This is a genomic window from Streptomyces sp. NK08204, from assembly GCF_020400585.1.
In the GTDB taxonomy this organism is placed as follows: Bacteria; Actinomycetota; Actinomycetes; order Streptomycetales; family Streptomycetaceae; genus Streptomyces.
The window spans coordinates 1-19340 of the sequence record NZ_JAINVF010000010.1; the positions used below are offsets into that span (position 1 = coordinate 1).

Annotated in this window: 21 protein-coding genes; 14 read left to right on the forward strand and 7 right to left on the reverse strand. The window is 71.1% G+C overall.

Annotation, left to right across the window (positions count from 1 at the left end):
- Positions 1–70: 70 nt before the first annotated feature.
- The 9 genes from K7G59_RS17250 to K7G59_RS17290 all read left to right on the forward strand — a co-directional run bounded on the left by K7G59_RS17250 (position 71) and on the right by K7G59_RS17290 (position 7791).
- A complete protein-coding gene (locus K7G59_RS17250; protein WP_225835131.1) occupies positions 71–715 on the forward strand; it encodes an HAD family phosphatase in 645 nt (214 codons plus the stop codon).
- Between the two features lie 92 nt (positions 716–807).
- Positions 808–1542 carry a VC0807 family protein gene (locus tag K7G59_RS17255; RefSeq protein ID WP_225835133.1) on the forward strand — a complete coding sequence of 245 codons (735 nt, stop codon included), beginning with the start codon at positions 808–810 and terminating at the stop codon, positions 1540–1542.
- Positions 1543–1633: 91 nt separating this feature from the next.
- On the forward strand, positions 1634–2851 hold the full coding sequence (locus K7G59_RS17260; RefSeq protein ID WP_225835135.1) for an MFS transporter: 1218 nt from the start codon (positions 1634–1636) through the stop codon (positions 2849–2851).
- Positions 2802–3974: an acetoin utilization protein AcuC gene (locus K7G59_RS17265; protein WP_225835137.1), complete on the forward strand. Its 1173-nt coding sequence runs from the start codon at positions 2802–2804 to the stop codon at positions 3972–3974. The genes K7G59_RS17260 and K7G59_RS17265 overlap by 50 nt, the downstream gene beginning before the upstream one ends.
- Before the next feature lie 69 nt (positions 3975–4043).
- Complete coding sequence (locus K7G59_RS17270) at positions 4044–4868, forward strand: phosphatase (protein ID WP_374114247.1); 825 nt, start codon at positions 4044–4046, stop codon at positions 4866–4868.
- 129 nt (positions 4869–4997) lie between these two features.
- Entirely contained in the window at positions 4998–5210 is a 213-nt protein-coding gene (locus K7G59_RS17275; protein ID WP_004984898.1) for a helix-turn-helix domain-containing protein, read from the forward strand.
- Positions 5211–5344: 134 nt separating this feature from the next.
- The gene (locus K7G59_RS17280) at positions 5345–5443 is read left to right on the forward strand and encodes a 30S ribosomal protein bS22 (RefSeq protein WP_003948845.1); all 99 of its coding nucleotides are present in this window, start codon (positions 5345–5347) and stop codon (positions 5441–5443) included.
- A 179-nt stretch (positions 5444–5622) separates the two neighbouring features.
- Positions 5623–6696 carry an NAD-dependent epimerase/dehydratase family protein gene (locus K7G59_RS17285; protein WP_225835141.1) on the forward strand — a complete coding sequence of 358 codons (1074 nt, stop codon included), beginning with the start codon at positions 5623–5625 and terminating at the stop codon, positions 6694–6696.
- Positions 6697–6720: 24 nt separating this feature from the next.
- On the forward strand, positions 6721–7791 hold the full coding sequence (locus tag K7G59_RS17290) for a lysophospholipid acyltransferase family protein (RefSeq protein ID WP_225835143.1): 1071 nt from the start codon (positions 6721–6723) through the stop codon (positions 7789–7791).
- 63 nt (positions 7792–7854) lie between these two features.
- Here K7G59_RS17290 and K7G59_RS17295 read toward each other — a convergent pair whose 3' ends face one another.
- The 3 genes from K7G59_RS17295 to K7G59_RS17305 all read right to left on the reverse strand — a co-directional run bounded on the left by K7G59_RS17295 (position 7855) and on the right by K7G59_RS17305 (position 11399).
- Complete coding sequence (locus K7G59_RS17295) at positions 7855–9090, reverse strand: DUF5667 domain-containing protein (protein WP_225835145.1); 1236 nt, start codon at positions 9088–9090, stop codon at positions 7855–7857.
- A 259-nt stretch (positions 9091–9349) separates the two neighbouring features.
- Entirely contained in the window at positions 9350–10129 is a 780-nt protein-coding gene (locus K7G59_RS17300) for an ECF subfamily RNA polymerase sigma factor, BldN family (RefSeq protein ID WP_225835147.1), read from the reverse strand.
- A gap of 337 nt (positions 10130–10466) precedes the next feature.
- Positions 10467–11399: an HAD family phosphatase gene (locus K7G59_RS17305; protein WP_225835149.1), complete on the reverse strand. Its 933-nt coding sequence runs from the start codon at positions 11397–11399 to the stop codon at positions 10467–10469.
- A gap of 107 nt (positions 11400–11506) precedes the next feature.
- Here K7G59_RS17305 and K7G59_RS17310 point away from each other — a divergent pair, with 107 nt between their 5' ends.
- The 5 genes from K7G59_RS17310 to K7G59_RS17330 all read left to right on the forward strand — a co-directional run bounded on the left by K7G59_RS17310 (position 11507) and on the right by K7G59_RS17330 (position 17222).
- Entirely contained in the window at positions 11507–11791 is a 285-nt protein-coding gene (locus tag K7G59_RS17310; protein WP_225835151.1) for a glutaredoxin family protein, read from the forward strand.
- Positions 11792–11996: 205 nt separating this feature from the next.
- A complete protein-coding gene (locus K7G59_RS17315; RefSeq protein WP_225835153.1) occupies positions 11997–12779 on the forward strand; it encodes a redox-sensing transcriptional repressor Rex in 783 nt (260 codons plus the stop codon).
- Entirely contained in the window at positions 12776–14512 is a 1737-nt protein-coding gene (locus K7G59_RS17320; protein ID WP_225835156.1) for a glutamyl-tRNA reductase, read from the forward strand. The genes K7G59_RS17315 and K7G59_RS17320 overlap by 4 nt, the downstream gene beginning before the upstream one ends.
- The gene (hemC, locus tag K7G59_RS17325) at positions 14509–15519 is read left to right on the forward strand and encodes a hydroxymethylbilane synthase (RefSeq protein WP_225835158.1); all 1011 of its coding nucleotides are present in this window, start codon (positions 14509–14511) and stop codon (positions 15517–15519) included. The genes K7G59_RS17320 and hemC overlap by 4 nt, the downstream gene beginning before the upstream one ends.
- The gene (locus tag K7G59_RS17330; RefSeq protein WP_225835160.1) at positions 15516–17222 is read left to right on the forward strand and encodes a uroporphyrinogen-III synthase; all 1707 of its coding nucleotides are present in this window, start codon (positions 15516–15518) and stop codon (positions 17220–17222) included. The genes hemC and K7G59_RS17330 overlap by 4 nt, the downstream gene beginning before the upstream one ends.
- 57 nt (positions 17223–17279) lie before the next feature.
- Here the strand turns inward: K7G59_RS17330 and K7G59_RS17335 are convergent, their stop codons facing one another.
- The 4 genes from K7G59_RS17335 to K7G59_RS17350 all read right to left on the reverse strand — a co-directional run bounded on the left by K7G59_RS17335 (position 17280) and on the right by K7G59_RS17350 (position 19260).
- Positions 17280–17441, reverse strand: a complete 162-nt coding sequence (locus K7G59_RS17335) for a DUF397 domain-containing protein (protein ID WP_374114248.1) — start codon at positions 17439–17441, stop codon at positions 17280–17282.
- Positions 17442–17796: 355 nt separating this feature from the next.
- Positions 17797–18282: a hypothetical protein gene (locus K7G59_RS17340; protein ID WP_225835164.1), complete on the reverse strand. Its 486-nt coding sequence runs from the start codon at positions 18280–18282 to the stop codon at positions 17797–17799.
- Positions 18279–18788: an RNA polymerase sigma factor gene (locus K7G59_RS17345; protein WP_225835166.1), complete on the reverse strand. Its 510-nt coding sequence runs from the start codon at positions 18786–18788 to the stop codon at positions 18279–18281. The genes K7G59_RS17340 and K7G59_RS17345 overlap by 4 nt, the downstream gene beginning before the upstream one ends.
- Positions 18778–19260: a DUF3995 domain-containing protein gene (locus K7G59_RS17350; protein WP_225835168.1), complete on the reverse strand. Its 483-nt coding sequence runs from the start codon at positions 19258–19260 to the stop codon at positions 18778–18780. Before K7G59_RS17350 ends, K7G59_RS17345 begins: the two co-directional genes overlap by 11 nt.
- Positions 19261–19340: the final 80 nt, after the last annotated feature.

A 19340-nucleotide genomic window follows, 5' to 3' on the forward strand; every position in this document is an offset into this window, starting at 1 on the left:
AAATTTTGGGAAAGCCCCCGCATCTTCGGATGCGGGGGCTTTCTGCGTTTAGGCACCTTACGCTCGTACCATGCGCTATGACCTCATCCTCTTCGACAACGACGGCGTCCTGGTCGACAGCGAGCCCATATCGAACCGGATTCTCGCTGCCTATCTGACCGAACTGGGGCACCCGACGTCGTACGAGGACTCCATCCGGGACTACATGGGCTCGGCAATGCACCGCATCCACGAACTGGTGGAAGAACGGACGGGGCAGCGGCTGCCCGACGAATTCGATGACGTCTTCCATGCGCGGGTGTTCGCCGCGTTCGAGCGGGAACTGCAGGCCGTGGCCGGCGTCGACGGCGTGCTGGAAAAGCTGGCCGCCAGCGGGGTGCCGTACTGCGTGGCCTCTTCCGGCAGCCACGAACGGATCCGGGTGGGGCATCGGACGACCGGACTCGACCGGTGGTTCGAGGAAGGGCGGATCTTCAGTTCACAGGACGTGGGGCGGGGGAAGCCCGCGCCGGATCTCTTCCTGTACGCGGCCGAGCGGATGGGGGTCCCGCCGCGGCGGTGCCTGGTCATCGAGGACTCCCCGCTGGGCGTCCAGGCCGCCGCGGCCGCCGGAATGGACGTGTACGGGTTCACCGCGATGACGCCGGCCGAGCGCCTCGCCGGGGCCGACCAACTGTTCACCACCATGGGGGAGTTGGCTGACCTGCTGATATGACCCGGGGCTGCGGTCGGGGCTGACGATTGTCATGCCGACCTCCGGACGATCGTTTCTACTGGCGGACCCCTCCCGGCCGGGAAGCTGGGGACATGACGAAGAAGACGGGGAACCAGGGCCGCAGCACCGACCAGCAGCAGAACCCGAGCGTGCTCGACAACTTCAAGCCGCTGATCGTGGACGTGGCGGTGCCGCTCGGCTCGTACTACCTGTTCAAGGACGCCTTCGGGGCGAGCACCTTCGCGGCGCTCGCCTGGAGCAGCGTGGTGCCGGCCGCTCGCACGGCGTGGGGCCTGGTCAAGGAGCGCAGGACCAACGCCCTGGCCAGTCTCACCCTGGTCGTGAACGTCGTCTCGCTGCTGCTGAGCTTCGTCTCCGGGGACCCCCGGCTGATGCTGGCCAAGGACGGCGCGGTCAGCAGCACGGTCGCCATCGGGATCCTGGTCTCGGTCGCGCTCGGCAAGCCCATGATGACCGCCGGCATGAAGCCCTTCCTCGTCAAGGGCGATGCGGCCAAGGGCGCCGCCTGGGAGCGGCTGATGTCCGGGTCGGCGGCCGGATCCGCGGCCTTCCGGCGCAAGGAGAAGCAGTTCTCGGTGGTCTGGGGGCTGGCCCTGTTCGCCGAGTGCGTGGCGCGGGTCGTCGCCGCGTACACCGTCCCCGTCGACACGATGGTGTGGCTCGGCACGGTCATTCTGATCGGCACGATGGTGGTCGCCTTCGTGGTCAGCGGCGGGCTGGCCGTCGAGCCGATGGAGCGGATGCTCGCCGCCGAGGCGGAGGCCGGCACGGCCGGCGCACCCGGCCCCATGGCCGTCGCCGCCTGAGCCGATCGACCTGGTGGGCGAGTGAAGCTGAGGGAAATTCATCTTTGGCCGGATCTACCCAGGGGTAGCCAGGGGCCCTACGCTCGCCGCCATGACTGATGTGCTGCGGCGCGGCAGGGCCTCCCTGGCGTTCGGTTTCTTCGCCCAGGGCGCCACCTTCGCCCTGCTGGTGACACGGATCCCGGCCATCCAGGACCGGTACGGCATCTCCGACGCGCTGCTGCCCGTCTTCCTGGCGGCGGTACCGGTCCTCGCGGGGATCGGCAGCGTGACCACCGAGCAGCTGGTGAAGCGGGTCCGGCCCAGCCGGCTGCTGCGCTGGTCCCAGCCGCTGGTCCTGCTGGCACTGCTCGGCGTCGGGGCGGGCGGGCACGGGCAGATGGCCGAGGTGGCGGTGGCGCTGGGCGCGTTCGGGCTGGCTGTGGGGGCGCTGGACGCCTCCATGAACATGCTCGGGGTCAGTCTGCAGCGGGCGTACGGGCGCAGCATCATGCTCAGCTTCCACGCCGCGTACAGCCTGGGCGGGATCATGGGTGCCTCGCTCGCGTGGGTGGGGGCGCACTGGCATCTCGCGCTGTGGGTGTCGTACCTGCCGGTGGTGGCTGTGCTGCTGCCGGCGACGCTCGCCGGCAGCCGGTGGTACGTGGACGGGGAGCCCGGGCCCGCGGCGGCCGGCCAGGACGGGGGCGGGGAGGTCGTCTTCAGGCTGTTGCTGCCGCTGTGCCTGGTGATGACCTTCGCCTACATCGGGGACTCGACCGTCTCCAACTGGAGCGCGAAGTACCTGCAGGACGTGCTGGGGAGTTCCGAGCAGCTGGCGACCGTGCCGTACAACGTGTACATGGTGACCACGCTGGTGGGGCGGACCGTCGGGGACTTCGGGGTGCGGCGGTTCGGGGCCGTCGCCGTCGTACGGCTCGGAGCGCTCGTGGCAGCCGGAGGGTTCGCGGTGGTGGCCGCGGCGCCGGGCGCCTGGGTGGGCATGCTGGGGTTCACCCTGCTGGGTCTTGGGCTGTGCGTACTCGTGCCGCAGACGTTCGCGGCGGCCGGGCGGCTGTTGCCGGGTGCCTCCGATGCCGCGGTGGCGCGGCTCAACATCTTCAACTACGTCGGATTCCTGGTCGGTTCGCCGCTGGTGGGGGCGCTCGGGGACTCCTGGAGCTACCGCGGGGCCATGCTGGTGCCGATGGTGTTGGTACTGGTGACGCTGGTGTACGCCAGGTCGTTCGCGACCGAACCGGACCGATACGGTGGCGGGCATGAGCGGCGGCGCACGGCTGATGTGGGACGAGGCAGTAACGGGCTATGACTTCGGTCCGGGCCATCCGATGGATCCGGTCCGCCTGGAGCTGACCCGGAAACTGGTGGGGGCTTTCGGGCTCGACCGGCACATGGAGGTCGTCGCGGCGAAACCCGCCGGGGAGTCGACGCTGCGGCTGGTCCACCGGGAGGACTACATCGAGGCCGTGAAGGCCGCGTCGGCGGATCCGGCGGGGGCCGACGGGTCGTACGGGCTCGGTACGACGGACGATCCCGCGTTCGCCGGAATGCACGAGGTGTCCGCGCTGATCGCGGGGCAGTCGGTGGGGGCCGCCGAGGCGGTGTGGCAGGGGGACGTCGCGCACGCCGTGAACTTCGCGGGCGGGCTGCACCATGCGATGCCGGGTGGTGCCTCGGGGTTCTGCATCTACAACGACGCCGCGCTGGCCATCGCGCGGATGCTGGAGCTGGGGGCCGAGCGGGTCGCCTACGTGGACGTCGACGTGCACCACGGGGACGGGGTGCAGGCCGCGTTCTGGGAGGATCCGAGGGTGCTGACGATCTCGCTGCACGAGCACCCCCGTACGTTGTTCCCGCAGACCGGGTGGCCGCAGGAGACCGGTGCCGGGGCCGGGGAGGGGGCCGCGGTGAACGTCGCGCTGCCGGCGGGGACCGCGGACGCGGGGTGGCTGCGGGCGTTCCACGCGGTGGTGCCGGAGCTGCTCGCCGAGTTCCGGCCGCAGGTGCTGGTCTCGCAGCACGGCTGCGACACGCACTTCGAGGATCCGCTGGCGCATCTCGCCGTCTCGCTGGACGCGCAGCGGGCGGTGCAGGTGGCGTGTCACGAGCTGGCGCACGAGTACGCCGACGGCAAGTGGGTCGCCCTGGGCGGCGGCGGGTACGCGGTGGTGGATGTGGTGCCGCGGTCCTGGACGCATCTGGTGGGGATCGCGGCGGGGCGGGAGGTCGCGCCCGAGACGGTGATTCCCGAGGGATGGCGGCATGAAGTCTTCGCCCGCACACGCCAGTTGGGGCCGCAGCGGATGACCGATGGGCGGTGGCCGGTGTCGTGCGCCTCATGGGAGTCGGGGTACGACCCCGCTGACCGGCTCGACCAGGCGGTGCTGGCGACACGGCGGGCCGCGTTTCCGTTGCGGGGGCTGATGCCGTGAGGGGGTTCATTACGCCAACCGTGCGGTGTTCCCCCGTTTCCGCGGCTGCCCGGGAGACCATCCGCCACCATCGCTAGCGTGGTGGGCGTGGGCGTACTTCGGGCGCATCTGTTGGCTGCCCGGCTGGCCGGGGTGGTCGGGACCTCGCGGGAGGTGAGTCTTCGGAGTTATCGGCTGTTCGCGGCCGGTGACCCGCGGGCGTTGATCGGAATTGATCCGGAGTGCGCGTGGGGGCAGCGGGAACTGCTCGCCCTGATGGCCGAGAGATGCGGGGTTTCCGGTGATCCTCGGCATACTTCCGGGCCGGATGTGATCGATCCCGAGCTGACCCTGGCCGCGCTGGACGCCTTCGCGGAGCGGATCGGGTCGGTGGCCCGGCGGGGGGCGCCGGTGTTGTTCGGGACCGGGCATCCGCACCGGCTGCTCGGGTTCTACGCAGGTTTGGCGGACGCGTTGTCGGCGGCGGGGTGTGAGGTCCTCACCCCCGCGCAGGGTCGCTGTGTCGACATATTGACCCGGTTCGGTCTACGTACGTGCCGCCTCGACTACGTAAGAGGTGTCGCTGTGGTGCGAGAACTCGACAGCGAGCGCCCCGGTTGTGAGCCGGGTCTGCACAGTCATTCGCCGCTGCCGGTTCGGGTGGCGCTGGGGGTCGCGGCCGAGAGCGGCGGGCCGCTGCCCGAGCTGGTCGTGGGGGACCACGGCTGGGTCTGTGGCGCAGGTCAGCTGGGGTTCGAGGCCATCGGGCTGGCGGACACGGACGATCCCGCGCTCTTCGTCGGGGAGGCGGAGGGGGTCGTGTCCGTCGTCGTTCCGCTTGATGACGGCGTGCGCTCGGACCACTACCATCCGCTCACGCGCTACGTTCTCGAACGAGCGTGTCTGTCACAGTAGGCCGCCGATGGGTGCACCTCTTCCCCACTCGCATCACCCGCCCCTAGTCTGGGCAGTGAGCACGCAGCGACGAAGAGTCACCGGAAGGGGAAGCCGGTGGCCGTCGCGTGCGGAAGGTTCAGGTGTGTCATGGCTGCAGCTGGCGAGAGGCCTCTGAACGAGGTTCAGTTCCTTACCGTGGCGGAGGTCGCCTCGGTGATGCGAGTGTCGAAGATGACCGTGTACCGGCTGGTGCACAGCGGTCATCTGCCCGCGATCCGGGTGGGACGGTCTTTCCGTGTCCCGGAGCAGGCGGTTCACGAGTACCTGCGCGAGAGCTATGTGGGGGTGGAAACGGCCTGACGGCACATCCGGTGAACACCGGTACACCCCTCGATTACGACCTGGACGCTCGGGCGGGTAGGCTAGCCCCTCGTAGGTCGTGTGGGCCCATGGCGCCCAAACAACCGAGTGATGAGAAGTGAGCGAGGGTAGTCGTGGGCTCTGTTATCAAGAAGCGGCGCAAGCGGATGGCCAAGAAGAAGCACCGCAAGCTGCTCAAGCGCACGCGCGTTCAGCGTCGTAACAAGAAGTAAGCGGCGCCGTAGAGCGTGAAGCGTGTCCCTGTGGCCCCCCATCCGATGCGGTGGGGGGCCACAGGCATATTCCGATGGGGGAATTTCCGTCGCCTCGCGCATGAGGCGGTCATCACAGTGCAACACCGAACCGCTAGGTTGGCCGTACACGGGGTAACGCGGGAAGGAAGGCGCTGATCTTGGGGAAGGTCGTGCTCGTCACCGGAGTGGCCCGTCAACTGGGCGGCCGTTTCGTCCGGCGGATCCAGCGGGACCCGGAGGTCGACCGGGTGATCGCCGTGGACGCGGTGCCCCCCGCGCATCACCTCGGCGGCGCCGACTTCGTCCAGACCGACATCCGGCAGCCCACGATCGCCCGGGTCCTGGCCGAGACGGGCGCCGACACGGTCGTCCACATGGACGTGACGGGCACCGCGCTGCGCGGCGGCAGCCGGGCCACGGTCAAGGAGACCAACGTCATCGGCACCATGCAGCTGCTCGGCGCCTGCCAGAAGTCGCCGACCGTGCGGCGGCTGGTGGTGAAGTCCAGTACGAACGTGTACGGGTCCGCGTCCCGGGACCCCGCCGTGTTCACCGAGACCACCCCTGCCAAGTCGCTGCCCAGCGGCGGGTTCGCGAAAGACGTCGTCGAGGTCGAGGGGTATGTGCGCGGCTTCGCCCGGCGGCGGCCCGACGTCGCCGTGTGCGTGTTGCGGTTCGCGAACATCCTCGGGCCGACCGCCGACACCCCGCTCGCCTCCTACTTCGCGCTGCCGGTGCTGCCGACGGTGTTCGGCTACGATCCGCGGCTGCAGTTCGTGCACGAGGACGACGTCATCGAGGTGCTGCGGATCGCCTCGCACGAGCCGCGCCGGTCCACGCTGAACAGCGGCACCTTCAACATCGCCGGGGACGGGGTCCTGCTGCTCTCCCAGTGCTCCCGGCGTCTGGGCCGCCCCATCGTGCCGCTGCTGCTGCCCGCGGTCACCTGGGCCGGCTCGCTGGTGCGTACGCTGGGGATGACGGACTTCTCGCCGGAGCAGATCCGGCTGCTCACCCACGGGCGGGTGGTGGACACCGGCCAGATGCGCGAGACGCTGGGCTTCACGCCCACGTACACGACGGCACAGACGTTCGCGGACTTCGTCCGTGGACAAGGCCCCGGGCTGCTGCCGCCGGAGGCCCTCGCGGGGGTCGTCGACCGGATCGCCGCGCTGTCCGCGAGGAGCGGCGGCCCCCTTTCGACGCACACCCCCTCGACGCACACCCTCTAGCGCCAACCGAGGAGCGCAGCAACGATGGCGGACGCCAAGGTCATTCCGTTCGACGACGACCGGTCCCGCGGGAGCGCCGCGCAGCGCCCGGCGCGGCGCCGGAACACGGGCAGCCGGCGCAAGGGCGGCGAGCACGCGGGGGACGGCGAGGTCGCCGAGGTGCAGCCCCTGCCGGGGCGGCCCCGGACGCGGCAGGACGGGCCTGTGAGCCGCGAGGACGGGCAGGCGGGGCGGCCGGCCGGTGACGAGGGCGACGGGAGCCTGGAGCGGCGCATGGCGGCCGGGCTGGCCTTTCTGCGCCGCCGGCTGACCGGGGACTACGAGGTCGACGACTTCGGCTACGACGAGGAGCTGACCGACCAGGTCCTGATGTCGCTGCTGCGGCCGTTGTACGAGAAGTACTTCCGGGTCGAGGTGAAGGGCATCGAGAACATCCCGGCCGAAGGCGGGGCGCTGATCGTCGCCAACCACTCCGGGACCCTGCCGCTGGACGGCCTGATGATGCAGGTCGCCGTGCACGACCACCATCCGGCGGACCGGCATCTACGGCTCCTTGCGGCCGACCTGGTCTTCGTCCTGCCGGTGGTCAACGAACTCGCCCGCAAACTCGGCCACACCCTCGCCTGCACGGAGGACGCCGAACGGCTGCTGGGGCAGGGAGAGCTGGTCGGGGTGATGCCGGAAGGCTTCAAAGGGATCGGGAAGCCCTTCAGCGAGCGGTACAAGCTCCAGCGGTTCGGGCGGGGCGGTTTCGTCTCCACGGCCCTGCGCAAGAGGGCGCCGATCATTCCGTGCTCGATCGTCGGGGCCGAGGAGATCTACCCGATGATCGGCAACAGCAAGACGCTGGCGCGGGTGCTGGGCTTCCCGTACTTCCCGCTGACCCCCACCTTCCCGTGGCTGGGCCCGCTGGGGGCGATCCCGCTGCCCACGAAGTGGACCATCCAGTTCGGCGAGCCGATCCCGACGGACGGCTATCCGCCGGAGGCGGCCGAGGACCCGATGCTGATGTTCAACCTGACCGACCAGGTACGGGAGCAGATCCAGCACACGCTGTACAAGTTGCTGGTGCAGCGGCGTTCGGTGTTCTTCTGAGGGTTCTTCCGCGACCACGGCCTTGGGCGCCCCCGCTCGGGTGGGGGCGCCCAAGGCCGTGGCCTAGTTCGCGTCCTGGCCGTCGATGCCCAGGCCCGGGAGCAGGCCGGGCAGGAGCGGCGGGACGGTGATGTCCGGCTCGGTCGTCGGGGGGCTGCTGGTCGACGAGGTGGTGCCGCCGGTGCCGGTCTTCGGCGGTTCGAGCAGGCCGCCCGTGCTGCCCCCGATCAGGCCCTCGCCGCTGCTGCCGGTGGCCGACTCGCTCGGCTGGCCGGTGCTCGTGTGCTTGCCGGAGGAGGGGGCGTCGCCGCCGGAGGCCGGCGCGGTCGACCGGCCGGTGCCGGGAGAGCCGGTGGACGCCGGGCCGGAGTCCTGCCGCCCGCTGCCGCCGGTGCGGTCGGGTGGCTGGGGGAGCAGGGACTGCAGCGGGGCGACCTCTTCGTCTATGGCGTCGAAGACCGACGAGACCTGTTCTTTGACGTCACCGAGCTGCACGGGCAGCTTGTCGCTGAGCTGGCTCCAGGCGTCGCGGTGGGAGCGGGAGAACGCGGAGAGAGCCTGGATGGGGCCCAGGGAGTCGGGGTCGCGTTCGTAGGCCTCGTGCAGCAGGCGGTGTCCCTCGGTGACGTCGTGCCGCATCCCGGACAGGGTGCGGCGGATCTCGCCGATGGACTCGTGGTCGAGGTGGCCCGTCCGGCCGCGCTCCATCAGCCGGCGTGCCTCGCTCAGCCGTGTGGAGGCCTGGTCGAGGTAGGTCTGGCCGCGCTCGTCGTCGCCGTCGCTCAGGTAGTTGAGCTTGAAGTCCTCGATGCCGCGTTTGAGGCCGTACAGAGAGTCGCCGGGCAGGGCGTCGGAGCTCGCGGCGGCGACCCCGCCGAAGGCCCCGGCGGCCACGCCGACGCTGAGTCCGCCGGCTGCGAGGCCCTTGGTCAGCCGGGAACGCGGCCGGAGTCTGCCGAGCGGCCTCGCCCGGTGCGCTCCCCTGCCCCGCCCGCGCTGTCCGGGCACCGATGCGTCCGCCTCTCCGCCCGCGGTGCCCTCCTGGAGCATGGCCTCCATCGCGGCCACCAGCTGGGCCCGCTGGACGACCTTGACCTCCGGGTCGAGCTGCGGCCTGGGCAGTGCGCCGAGTTCCGCCGCGAGGGCCAACAGCGCGCCCTGCTCGCTCTGTTCCCCGGCGGTCGGCGGTGATCCCGCCGGTGCTGCGGACTGCTCGGCCGCCGGGTCCCGGTCGGACTGCTCCTCCAGGGCCTGGGCGAAGGCGTTCGCCCGCCGGTGCGCCGATACGTTCGCGATCACTGGCGGCACCTCCTCTCGTCATGACGGTCGACTCCCCAGGGGGTCCTGAGGGTTGCACGCCCACGACCACTTCCACACGATCGAGCGATCAGGGATCGGCCAGGACGTGACCACAGGGAGCCTGTATCCCGCACAACGAGCGGCTCGGCACTTGGGTTACGGACGGCGGCTGATCGGCTCAGAAAAGCAACAGGCTCTCACGGATAGTGACTTGAGCGTTACGCAGGGTGGTTCAGGGTGGGGGGTGTCGACGGTCCGCTCAGCGGGCGTCGTCCGGCAGGAGCCGGGCGAGGGTACGCACGGCCCGGTACTGGAGGGTTTTGATGGCGCCCTCGTTCTTGCCCATCACGCGGGCGGTCTCGGCGACCGAGAGGCCCTGGAGGAAGCGGAGCGTCACGCACTCCTGCTGCTGCGGGTTCAGCCGGCGTACGGCGTCGAGCAGGGCGGCGTTGGAGAGGGACTCCAGGACCGAGTCCTCCGGGGAGCGCTCGACCTCGTTGGCGTCGAGCATCTCGCCGGTGGTGACCTCCAGCCGGAAGCGGCTGGACTTGAAGTGGTCGGCGACGAGGTTGCGGGCGATCGTGACCAGCCAGGCGCCGAAGTCGCGGCCCTGCCAGGTGAAGGTGCCGATCCTGCGCAGCGCCCGCAGGAAGGTCTCGCTGGTCAGGTCCTCGGCGGTCGCCTTGCCGCCCACCCGGTAGTAGATGTACCGGTACACGGTGTCGCTGTACTGGTCGTAGAGCCGCCCGAAGGCCTCGGCCTCGCCGGCCTGGGCGCGCTCGACGAGGTCCATCATCCGGGCGCTGTCGCTGTCGGCGGCCGGCCGGCGGCTGGTCGCCGCGCCGGTGGCGCGCGCCCGTCTGCCGACGGCGGCGCTGCCCTCGGCCAGTGCGTAGCACGGGCCGGCGGGCGCGGCGGCGGCGAAGGCGGGGACGGCGTACGCGGTGGGGACGACGCCGCGCAGCGTCTCCTTGACCATTGCGACCGTTGCGCGCAGCGTAGCCAGGCCCGAGGCGTCAACCCCGACGTGTGGGTACACGGGACTCCCAGAGGCAGAGCTTCCATCACGTGCAGTGCGGGACCGTTCACCCGTCGTAGCGACGGAGGGGTACCGGTTTGCGTCTGAGGAGAATAACGCTTCGTGCAGGCACTGCTACACCCAGTTGCTCAAATCATCGATTACGTCGCTTGTGTTGCCGGTTGATGCCCCATCAAGTTTCAGAGAGTGACAGATTTCTGATCGAAAAATGGCCGATTTCGGCGAAACAGGGCGCGTGTTGGGGGCGGCGGGCATAATCCCGCGGCAGGCGGCACGTTTCAGCGGCGGCGGGCACATGACAGCGACCGTTGCTGTGGGGTGTGCCCGTCCCGGGTGGTCACCGGCGGCGCCGGCTCAGTGCGATCGCCGCCGCCGTGCCACCGGCGACGGCGCCGACGCCCGCCGCCGCCGGAATGCCGACCTTCGCGGCCTTGCGGCCCGTGCGGTAGTCCCGCAGGCGCCAGTCCTGTTCACGGGCGTGCTTGCGCAGCTTGGCGTCCGGATTGATCGCGTAGGGGTGCCCGACCAGCGACAGCATCGGGATGTCGTTGTGGGAGTCGCTGTACGCGGCGCAGCGGGCCAGGTGGAGGTTCTCCGCCGCGGCCAGCGCGCGCACCGCCTCCGCCTTGGCCGGACCGTGCAGCGGCTCGCCCACCAGCTTGCCGGTGTAGACGCCGTCGACGGACTCCGCGACCGTGCCGAGCGCGCCGGTGAGGCCGAGGCGGCGGGCGATCACCGTGGCGATCTCCACCGGCGCCGCCGTGACGAGCCACACCTTCTGGCCCGCGTCCAGGTGGGCCTGGGCGAGGGCACGGGTGCCCGGCCAGATGCGCTCGGCCATGTACTCGTCGTAGATCTCCTCGCCGATCGACTGCAGCTCGGCGACCCGGTGGCCCTTGACGATCGACAGCGCCGAGTCGCGGGCGTCCTGCATGTGCTCGGGGTCCTCGACGCCGGCCAGCCGGAACCAGGCCTGCTGCCAGGCGAACCGGGCGAGGTCGCGGGTCTCGAAGAACTTCCGCTTGTACAGGCCGCGGCCGAAGTGGAACAGGGCCGCGCCCTGCATCACGGTGTTGTCGAGGTCGAAGAAGGCCGCCGCCTTGTCGTCGCCGAGGACCGGGAACTCCGGTTCCTTCTCCTCGGCCGCCTCGGTGGTTGCCTGTGCCTCCTGCGAGGACTTGCGGGCGGCTTCCGCCGAGGCCTCGCCTGCCAACACGCTCCGCGCCGTGGCGGAGCGCCTACGGGGAGTGAGCCATCCTAGAGCGGCCATGCCGTGAGCATAGCCAGTTCGTTCGGGGCTTCCGGCCTCGCCGGTACGGCGGGGGTGTGAACTCTGTGCGACGGGGCCGTCGAGCGGGCGCGGGGGCGAGCGCGACAATGGCCGGCATGAGCCCCCTCTTCCGACGCAAGGCCGCCCCGCAGGAGCGGCTGGTCACCCTCATCCGCAAACCCGGCTGTCATCTGTGCGACGACGCCCAGACCGTGATCGAGAAGGTCTGCGGCGAACTCGGCGTGCCGTGGGAGCAGCGGGACATCACCGAGGACAAGGAGCTGCACGACCAGTACTGGGAGCAAATTCCGGTCGTCCTCGTCGACGGCAGGCAGCACACTTTCTGGCGGGTGGACGAGGGCCGCCTCCGGAAGGAACTTGCTGCGAACTAGCTGGGAAACCAACCTCGAAGCGCCGAGAAATGATCATGAACGGACCGGACAGAGTCCGGCTTTGACCTGCGTGACCCCGGTCACGTTTGCCGGGCAAATCGGACACCATCTTTGTGCACGCGTTCACAAAGACATAGCCTGCTGTCGACGGGGCGGTCTGGGGACGTATGGCCGCCCGCAGCCCCGCTCTACCCGCAGGAGCACCGTGGCAACTGGCCGAACACACCGACCGGCGACCCGTAGCCGAGGGATTCCCGAGGCCACCGTCGCCAGGCTTCCGCTGTACCTCCGAGCCCTGACCGCACTGTCGGAGCGCTCGGTCCCCACGGTCTCCTCCGAGGAGCTGGCCGCGGCGGCGGGGGTCAACTCCGCCAAGCTGCGCAAGGACTTCTCCTACCTGGGCTCCTACGGAACGCGCGGTGTCGGCTACGACGTGGAGTATCTCGTCTACCAGATCTCCCGCGAACTCGGCCTCACCCAGGACTGGCCGGTCGTCATCGTCGGTATCGGAAACCTCGGCGCCGCCCTGGCCAATTACGGCGGCTTCGCCTCCCGTGGCTTCCGTGTGGCCGCGCTGATCGACGCCGACCCGGCCATGGCCGGGAAGCCGGTCGCCGGCATCCCGGTGCAGCACACGGACGACCTGGAAAAGATCATCAAGGACAACGGGGTGTCCATCGGCGTCATCGCCACCCCCGCCGGCGCCGCCCAGCAGGTCTGCGACCGCCTGGTGGCCGCCGGGGTCACCTCCATCCTGAACTTCGCGCCGACCGTGCTGTCCGTCCCGGACGGCGTCGACGTGCGCAAGGTCGACCTCTCCATCGAGCTGCAGATCCTCGCGTTCCACGAGCAGCGCAAGGCCGGCGAGGAGACGACCGTGGGCGAGAGGGCGCTGGCCGCGGCCACCCCCCGCGAGGAGCGTGTGGCACGCGACGAATCCGCCGACCAGGGGCCCGACGGGGACGTACCCGCCGTGATGCCGGCATGAGTCTCCTCGTCGTCGGGCTGAGCCACCGCAGCGCCCCGGTCAGCGTGCTGGAGCGGGCCGCGCTGAGCGCGGACGCCCAGGTCAAGCTGGTCCAGGACACGGTCGCCGCCGAACCGGCCACCGAGGCCGCGGTGCTGGCCACCTGCAACCGCATCGAGCTGTACGCCGACGTGGACAAGTTCCACGCCGGTGTCGCCGAGCTGTCCACGCTGCTCGCCCAGCACAGCGGGGTCGGCCTGGAAGAGCTGACGCCCTACCTGTACGTGCACTACGAGGACCGGGCCGTCCACCACCTGTTCTCGGTGGCCTGCGGGCTGGACTCGATGGTCGTCGGCGAGGGCCAGATCCTCGCCCAGATCAAGGACTCGCTGGCCCGCGCCCAGGAGCTGCACTCCGCCGGCAAGCTGCTGAACGACCTGTTCCAGCAGGGCCTGCGGGTCGGCAAGCGCGCCCATTCCGAGACCGGCATCGACCGGGCCGGACAGTCCCTGGTCACCTTCGGGCTGGAGCAGCTCGCCGAGGGCGGGGCCGTGCCCGAGTGGGCCGCGGGCAAGAAGGCGCTGGTCATCGGCGCCGGTTCGATGTCCTCCCTGGCCGCCGCGACGCTCGCGCGCGCCGGCGTGGCCGAGGTGGTCGTCGCCAACCGCACCTTCGAGCGCGCCGAGCGGCTCGCCGCCATCCTCACCGAGGCCGACGACAACGCGGTGACCGCCCGTGCGGTACGGATGGACGCCGTAGCGGGCGAGCTGACACGTGCCGACGTCGTCGTCTCCTGCACCGGGGCGACGGGCCTGGTGCTCACCGCGGAGGCGGTCGCGCAGGCCCTCGAGGACCGCACCGGGCAGCCTGCCGACCGTGCCCGCACGGCCATATCGACGGACGCCGGCCAGTCCCCGCCGCCGCTCGCCGCCGACGACAACTGCCCGCTGGACCTGGCCGCCGTACGCTCCGGACAGTCGGGCTTCTCCGTGATGGGCGAGGCCGCCGTGGCCGGCATGGACGCGGCCACGCTGGAGCAGCACGCGGCCTGGGTGGGCGGGGGTACCTCCCTGTTCGAGCGAAGCCGGGAACTCGGGGGCGGGGCCGTGGACCGCCGCGACGCCTCCCGGCGTACGCCCGAGGCCGACGCCGAGCTGATCACCGCGCTCGCCGCGACCGTCGCCACCGTCGGCCGCATCCCCGAGCGCCGCAAGCCCGAACCGGTCGCCGCGGTCCCGCGCCCGGCCCCGGCCCTGTTCCTCCTCGACCTGGCCATGCCCCGCGACATCGACGCGGCCGTGCACCGGCTGGCCGGGGTACGCCTGGTGGACATCGAGTCCCTGGCGGAGGCCTCCGCCGACGCTCCGATGGCGGCCGACGTCGACCAGGTCCGGCGTATCGTCTCCGACGAGGTCGCGGCCTTCGGCGCGGCGCAGCGGGCGGCGCACATCACACCGACCGTCGTCGCGCTGCGCACCATGGCCGCCGACGTCGTCGCGAGCGAGATCGCGCGGCTCGACGGCCGCCTGCCCGACCTGGACGAGCGCCAGCGCGGCGAGATCCGGCAGGCCGTGCACCGGGTCGTCGACAAGCTGCTGCACGCGCCGACCGTACGGGTCAAGCAGCTCGCGGCCGAGCCCGGCGGCGCCGGGTACGCGGACGCGCTGCGCACCCTGTTCGACCTCGATCCCGAGACGGTCGCCGCCGTTTCCCGGGCCGAGAACAGCACAGACGAGAAGGACCGACCGGCATGAGTGACAAGGCACTGAGGCTGGGGACCAGGCGCAGCAAGCTCGCCATGGCCCAGTCCGGGCAGGTGGCGGACACCGTCCGCCGGGTGACCGGGAGGCCCGTGGAGCTGGTCGAGATCACCACGTACGGTGATGTCTCCCGCGAGAACCTCTCCCAGATCGGCGGCACGGGCGTGTTCGTCACGGCACTGCGTGACGCACTGCTGAAGGGCGAGGTCGACTTCGCGGTTCATTCGCTCAAGGACCTGCCCACCACGCAGCCCGACGAGCTGGTCCTGGCCGCCGTACCGCCGCGCGAGGACCCCCGGGACGTGATCGTCGCGCGCGACGGACTCAAGTTCACGGACCTGGTCGCGTCCTCCCCGACGCGGACCGCCCGCATAGGCACCGGCTCGCCGCGCCGCATGGCGCAGCTGAACGCGTACGCGCGCGCCCACGGCCTGGACATCGAGACGGTCCCGATCCGCGGCAACGTCGACACCCGCATCCGGTACGTCCGCGACGGCGAACTGGACGCGGTCGTGCTGGCCGCCGCCGGACTGAACCGAATAGGCCGGAGCGACGAGGTCACCGACTTCCTGTCGGTCGACACGGTTCTGCCCGCCCCCGGCCAGGGGGCCCTGGCGATCGAGTGCGCCGCGCACGACGCGGACCTGATCGCGGCGCTCGGTGAGCTGGACGACCCGTTCACGCGGGTCGCCGTCACCGCCGAGCGATCACTGCTCGCCGCCCTGGAGGCCGGTTGCAGCGCCCCCGTGGGCGCGTTGGCCGACCTTCCCCCACTCTCGGCTCCGCTCGAGCGGGGGGACCCCCAGGCCGACATGCAGACTGTCAAGGAAATGCGCCTGCGGGGCGTCGTCGGCACGACCGACGGCACCCGCATGGTGCAGCTGTCCACCACCGGTCCCGTGCCCCACACGCACGACCATGCGATGGCACTCGGTCGCGAACTCGCCTCCGAGATGCTTGCCCAGGGCGCGGCCGGTCTGATGGGGGAGCGAGCACATTGAGCCCCACCACCCTTCCCGCCGGCCTTGAACACGGGCACGTCACCTTCCTGGGTGCCGGACCCGGAGATCCGGGACTGCTGACTCTGCGCGCCGTGGAGGCGCTGTCCCACGCGGACGTCCTGATCGCCGAGCACGAGGTGCTCGACGTGATCCGGACGCATGCGCGGCCGGGCGTCTCCGTTGTGCCGACAGACGCAGATGTGTCCTCGGAGGCGCTTCCGGGCACGGGCACGCCGCAGCTGACGGTCGTTGACGGCACGTCAAAAACCGTTGCTGTCCCGCCCGTGCGGGATGCCGCTCATCTTGTCATGGAGGCTGTGCGGGGCGGCAGGCGGGTCGTCCGTGCGGTGTCCGGGGACCCGGGACTCGACACGTACGCGGCCGAGGAGATGATCGCCTGCGCCGCCTCGGGTGTCCCCTTCGAGGTGGTGCCCGGTGTCGCCGCCGCCGTCGGTGTCCCCGCGTACGCGGGTGTGCCGCTGCGGGGCGCGCAGGGCACGGACGTCCGGTTCGTGGACGCCCGGACCGCCTCCGACCGCTGCTGGACGGAGGTGGGCGCCTCCGACGGCACGGTGGTCGTGTCGACCACGCTGGACTCGGTGGCGGCGGCGGCCGGTGAGCTGGTGTCCGCGGGCCGCAAGCCCGACACCCCGCTGACGGTCACCGTCGCCGGTACGACGACCCGCCAGCGCACCTGGACGGCCACCCTCGGCACGATCGCGCAGACGCTGAAGCAGGCCAAGGTCCTGCCCTCCCCGGAGGGCGGGCGGCCCGTCATAGCCGTGGTCGGTGAGCGTTCCGCCGCCGCCCAGCGCGACCGGCTGTCGTGGTTCGAGTCCAAGCCGCTGTTCGGCTGGAAGGTGCTCGTGCCGCGCACGAAGGAGCAGGCGGCCTCGCTCTCCGACCAGCTGCGGTCCTACGGCGCCGTGCCGCACGAGGTCCCGACGATCGCGGTGGAGCCCCCGCGTACGCCCCAGCAGATGGAGCGGGCGGTCAAGGGCCTGGTGACGGGCCGCTACGAGTGGATCGCTTTCACCTCCGTGAACGCGGTGAAGGCGGTCCGGGAGAAGTTCGAGGAGTACGGCCTTGATGCTCGGGCTTTTGCGGGTATCAAGGTGGCTGCGGTGGGCGAGCAGACGGCCAAGGCGCTGATCGCCTTCGGCGTGAAGCCGGACCTGGTGCCCAGCGGTGAGCAGTCGGCGGCGGGCCTGCTGGAGGACTGGCCGCCGTACGACCCGGTCTTCGACCCGATCGACCGGGTGTTCCTGCCGCGTGCCGACATCGCCACCGAGACGCTGGTCGCCGGTCTGATCGAGCTGGGCTGGGAGGTCGACGACGTCACCGCCTACCGGACCGTACGGGCCTCGCCGCCGCCGGCGGAGACGCGAGAGGCGATCAAGGGCGGTGGCTTCGACGCGGTGCTGTTCACGTCCTCGTCCACGGTCCGGAACCTGGTGGGCATCGCGGGCAAGCCGCACAACGTGACGGTGATCGCCTGTATCGGCCCCGCCACGGCGAAGACGGCCGAGGAGCACGGGCTGCGGGTCGACGTCATGGCACCCGAGCCGTCCGTGCACAAGCTGGCGGAGGCGCTGGCGGACTTCGGCATGAAGCGACGCGCTGCCGCGCTGGAGTCGGGGGACCCCGTCACCCGGCCGAGCGAGCGGCGGCCGGGGGCGCGCAGGCGCCGGTCGACCACGTGAGGTACGGCGGAGTGCTTCCTCTTGGGGGCACTCCGCCGCACTGTTTCTTCAGGAACCTCAGTGCCCGGAGGCGTACGGCAGGAAGGTCGCCCAGGCTGTGGGGGTGAGGGCGATGCGGGGGCCGGTGGGGTTCTTGGAGTCGCGGACGACGATCCGGCCGGGGACAGCCGTCACCTGGACGCAGTCGGGTCCGTCGGCTGTGCTGTAGCTGCTCTTCATCCACTCCACGCTGGCGTCCGCTCCTCCTGACGCCTTAAGCGTCATGTCTCTGCGTCTCCCAACACCTTTTTACGAAGGCCAACGACTCCCGGGGCTGAGAGCCTGGGCTCGGATGACCCCGTAGCGGGTGTCCACGACCTGCGCTGATGATCCATGCTCGATGTCCGTGCCCCGGTGGCACGGCGGCTGGGGCGGCTGGCCGTAAAGGACCACAGGGCCCGGCGCATTCCGCGCACCGCACCCCGGCCGCTGCCGTGACTGCTCTCTTCTGCCGTCCGTGACGGTCGGCCCACGCCAGATGGCCTGAGCGTACGTGCGAAAGAAAGGGGTGATGATCGGCGAGACCGGCGCCCGGTCACACCACCGGGCCCGTCCGCCGGTCGCCCACCCGTTCCGCGAGGCAGGTCATCGCGCGGGACAACTCGGACGCCGTACCCGACGTGACGACCGCCGGGGCCCGTCCCGGGACGCGGAGCCGGACACCGCCGGTCAGCGCCACCCTGGTGCCGCCGCCCGGCCCCGGCACCGGGGCCGCCGCCATCCCGATGATCAGGAACCGGCTCTGCAGCCAGCACCAGCCCGGCCGGACGAAGCCGCGCAGGTGCGCGCGGAAGCCGTACTTGCTGCGGGCCAGCGCCTCGACCCGGTCTCCCGCGACCCGCAGCACCCGTACCCTCCGCATGTCCGGCTGGAAGCGGCCGAACTCGCCCTCCAGGTCCGCCATCACCGCCCACACCTCCTCGAACGGGGCGGGCAGCACCTCCTCGGCGATCCGCGCGCCGCGGATGCCGGCCGCCATGATGCGCAGCCGCTCCACCGGGTCGATCTCGTGCGTCGTCATGAGGACCATGCCTTTCGGAAGCTCATCCGGGCCCGGTGCAGCCGGGACTTGGCGGTGCCTGCCGGGACGCCGAGCAGCGCGGCTACGGCCTCCTCGTCCAGGCCCTCCATGTCCCGCAGCATCAGGACGGCCCGGTGGGCAGGGGAGAGCCGGGCCAGTACGTCGTCGATGTCCGCGGCGAGCTGCGGATCACCGCGCTCGGGTACGTCGGCCAGCTCGGCGGGGTGGGCCCGCGCCGCCCGCTGGGCGATCCGTACCGCCTCCCGCACGGCGATGGCCCGCACCCACCCGTACAGCGCCTGCGGATCCTTCAGGGACCGCAGCGACCGGAACACGGCGAGCAGGGTCTCCTGGGTGGCGTCCGGGCCGTCGGCGAGCGCGATGGGGGTGCAGATCCGGGCGATGTACGGGGTGAGGTGGTCCAGGAGTTCGTGCAGCGCGAGCGTGTTCCCGGCCCTCGCCGCCCGCGCCAGGGCCACTCCCCGGTCCCTGCGGTCAGTGGTCACGGAGGAATTCTTTCCGGGGGGTCACCAGGCGGGTGGCGGCCGACCAGCCGAAGCCGAGGCAGAGCGGGGTGTAGAGGAGCAGATTGAGCCAGTAGAACACCGGACCGGCCCCGTTGCCGATGCCGAGCGCCCACACCAGGCCGGCCAGCCCACGGACCAGGAGTCCCGCAGCGACGGCGAAGGACACCAGCCCGGCGAACCGCCCGCCCCGGCCGTACGCGCGTGCGAGGACGGCGGCCGTGGCGCTGAACAGCACCAGCGCCAGCGGCAGCACGACACGCGGCGCGAAGGGCACGACCGCACCGATGACCGCGAGCGACAGCGCTCGCTGGTCGGGCGCGGGCCAGGTCAGCCCGGTGGCCCAGTAGACGTGGGCGAGGCCGTCCACGGCGAGCAGGCCGGCGACTGCCCGGCCCGCCCGCTGTCGTGCGTTGATGTCGACCACGAGTCCCCCCGGAGTGTTGGTGAACAACCGACACCCCGAGGAGGAGGCACCCCGGAAGGACGTTCCCTGTGGGCCGCGTCACATCATCACCGGACCGGAGGACCCGG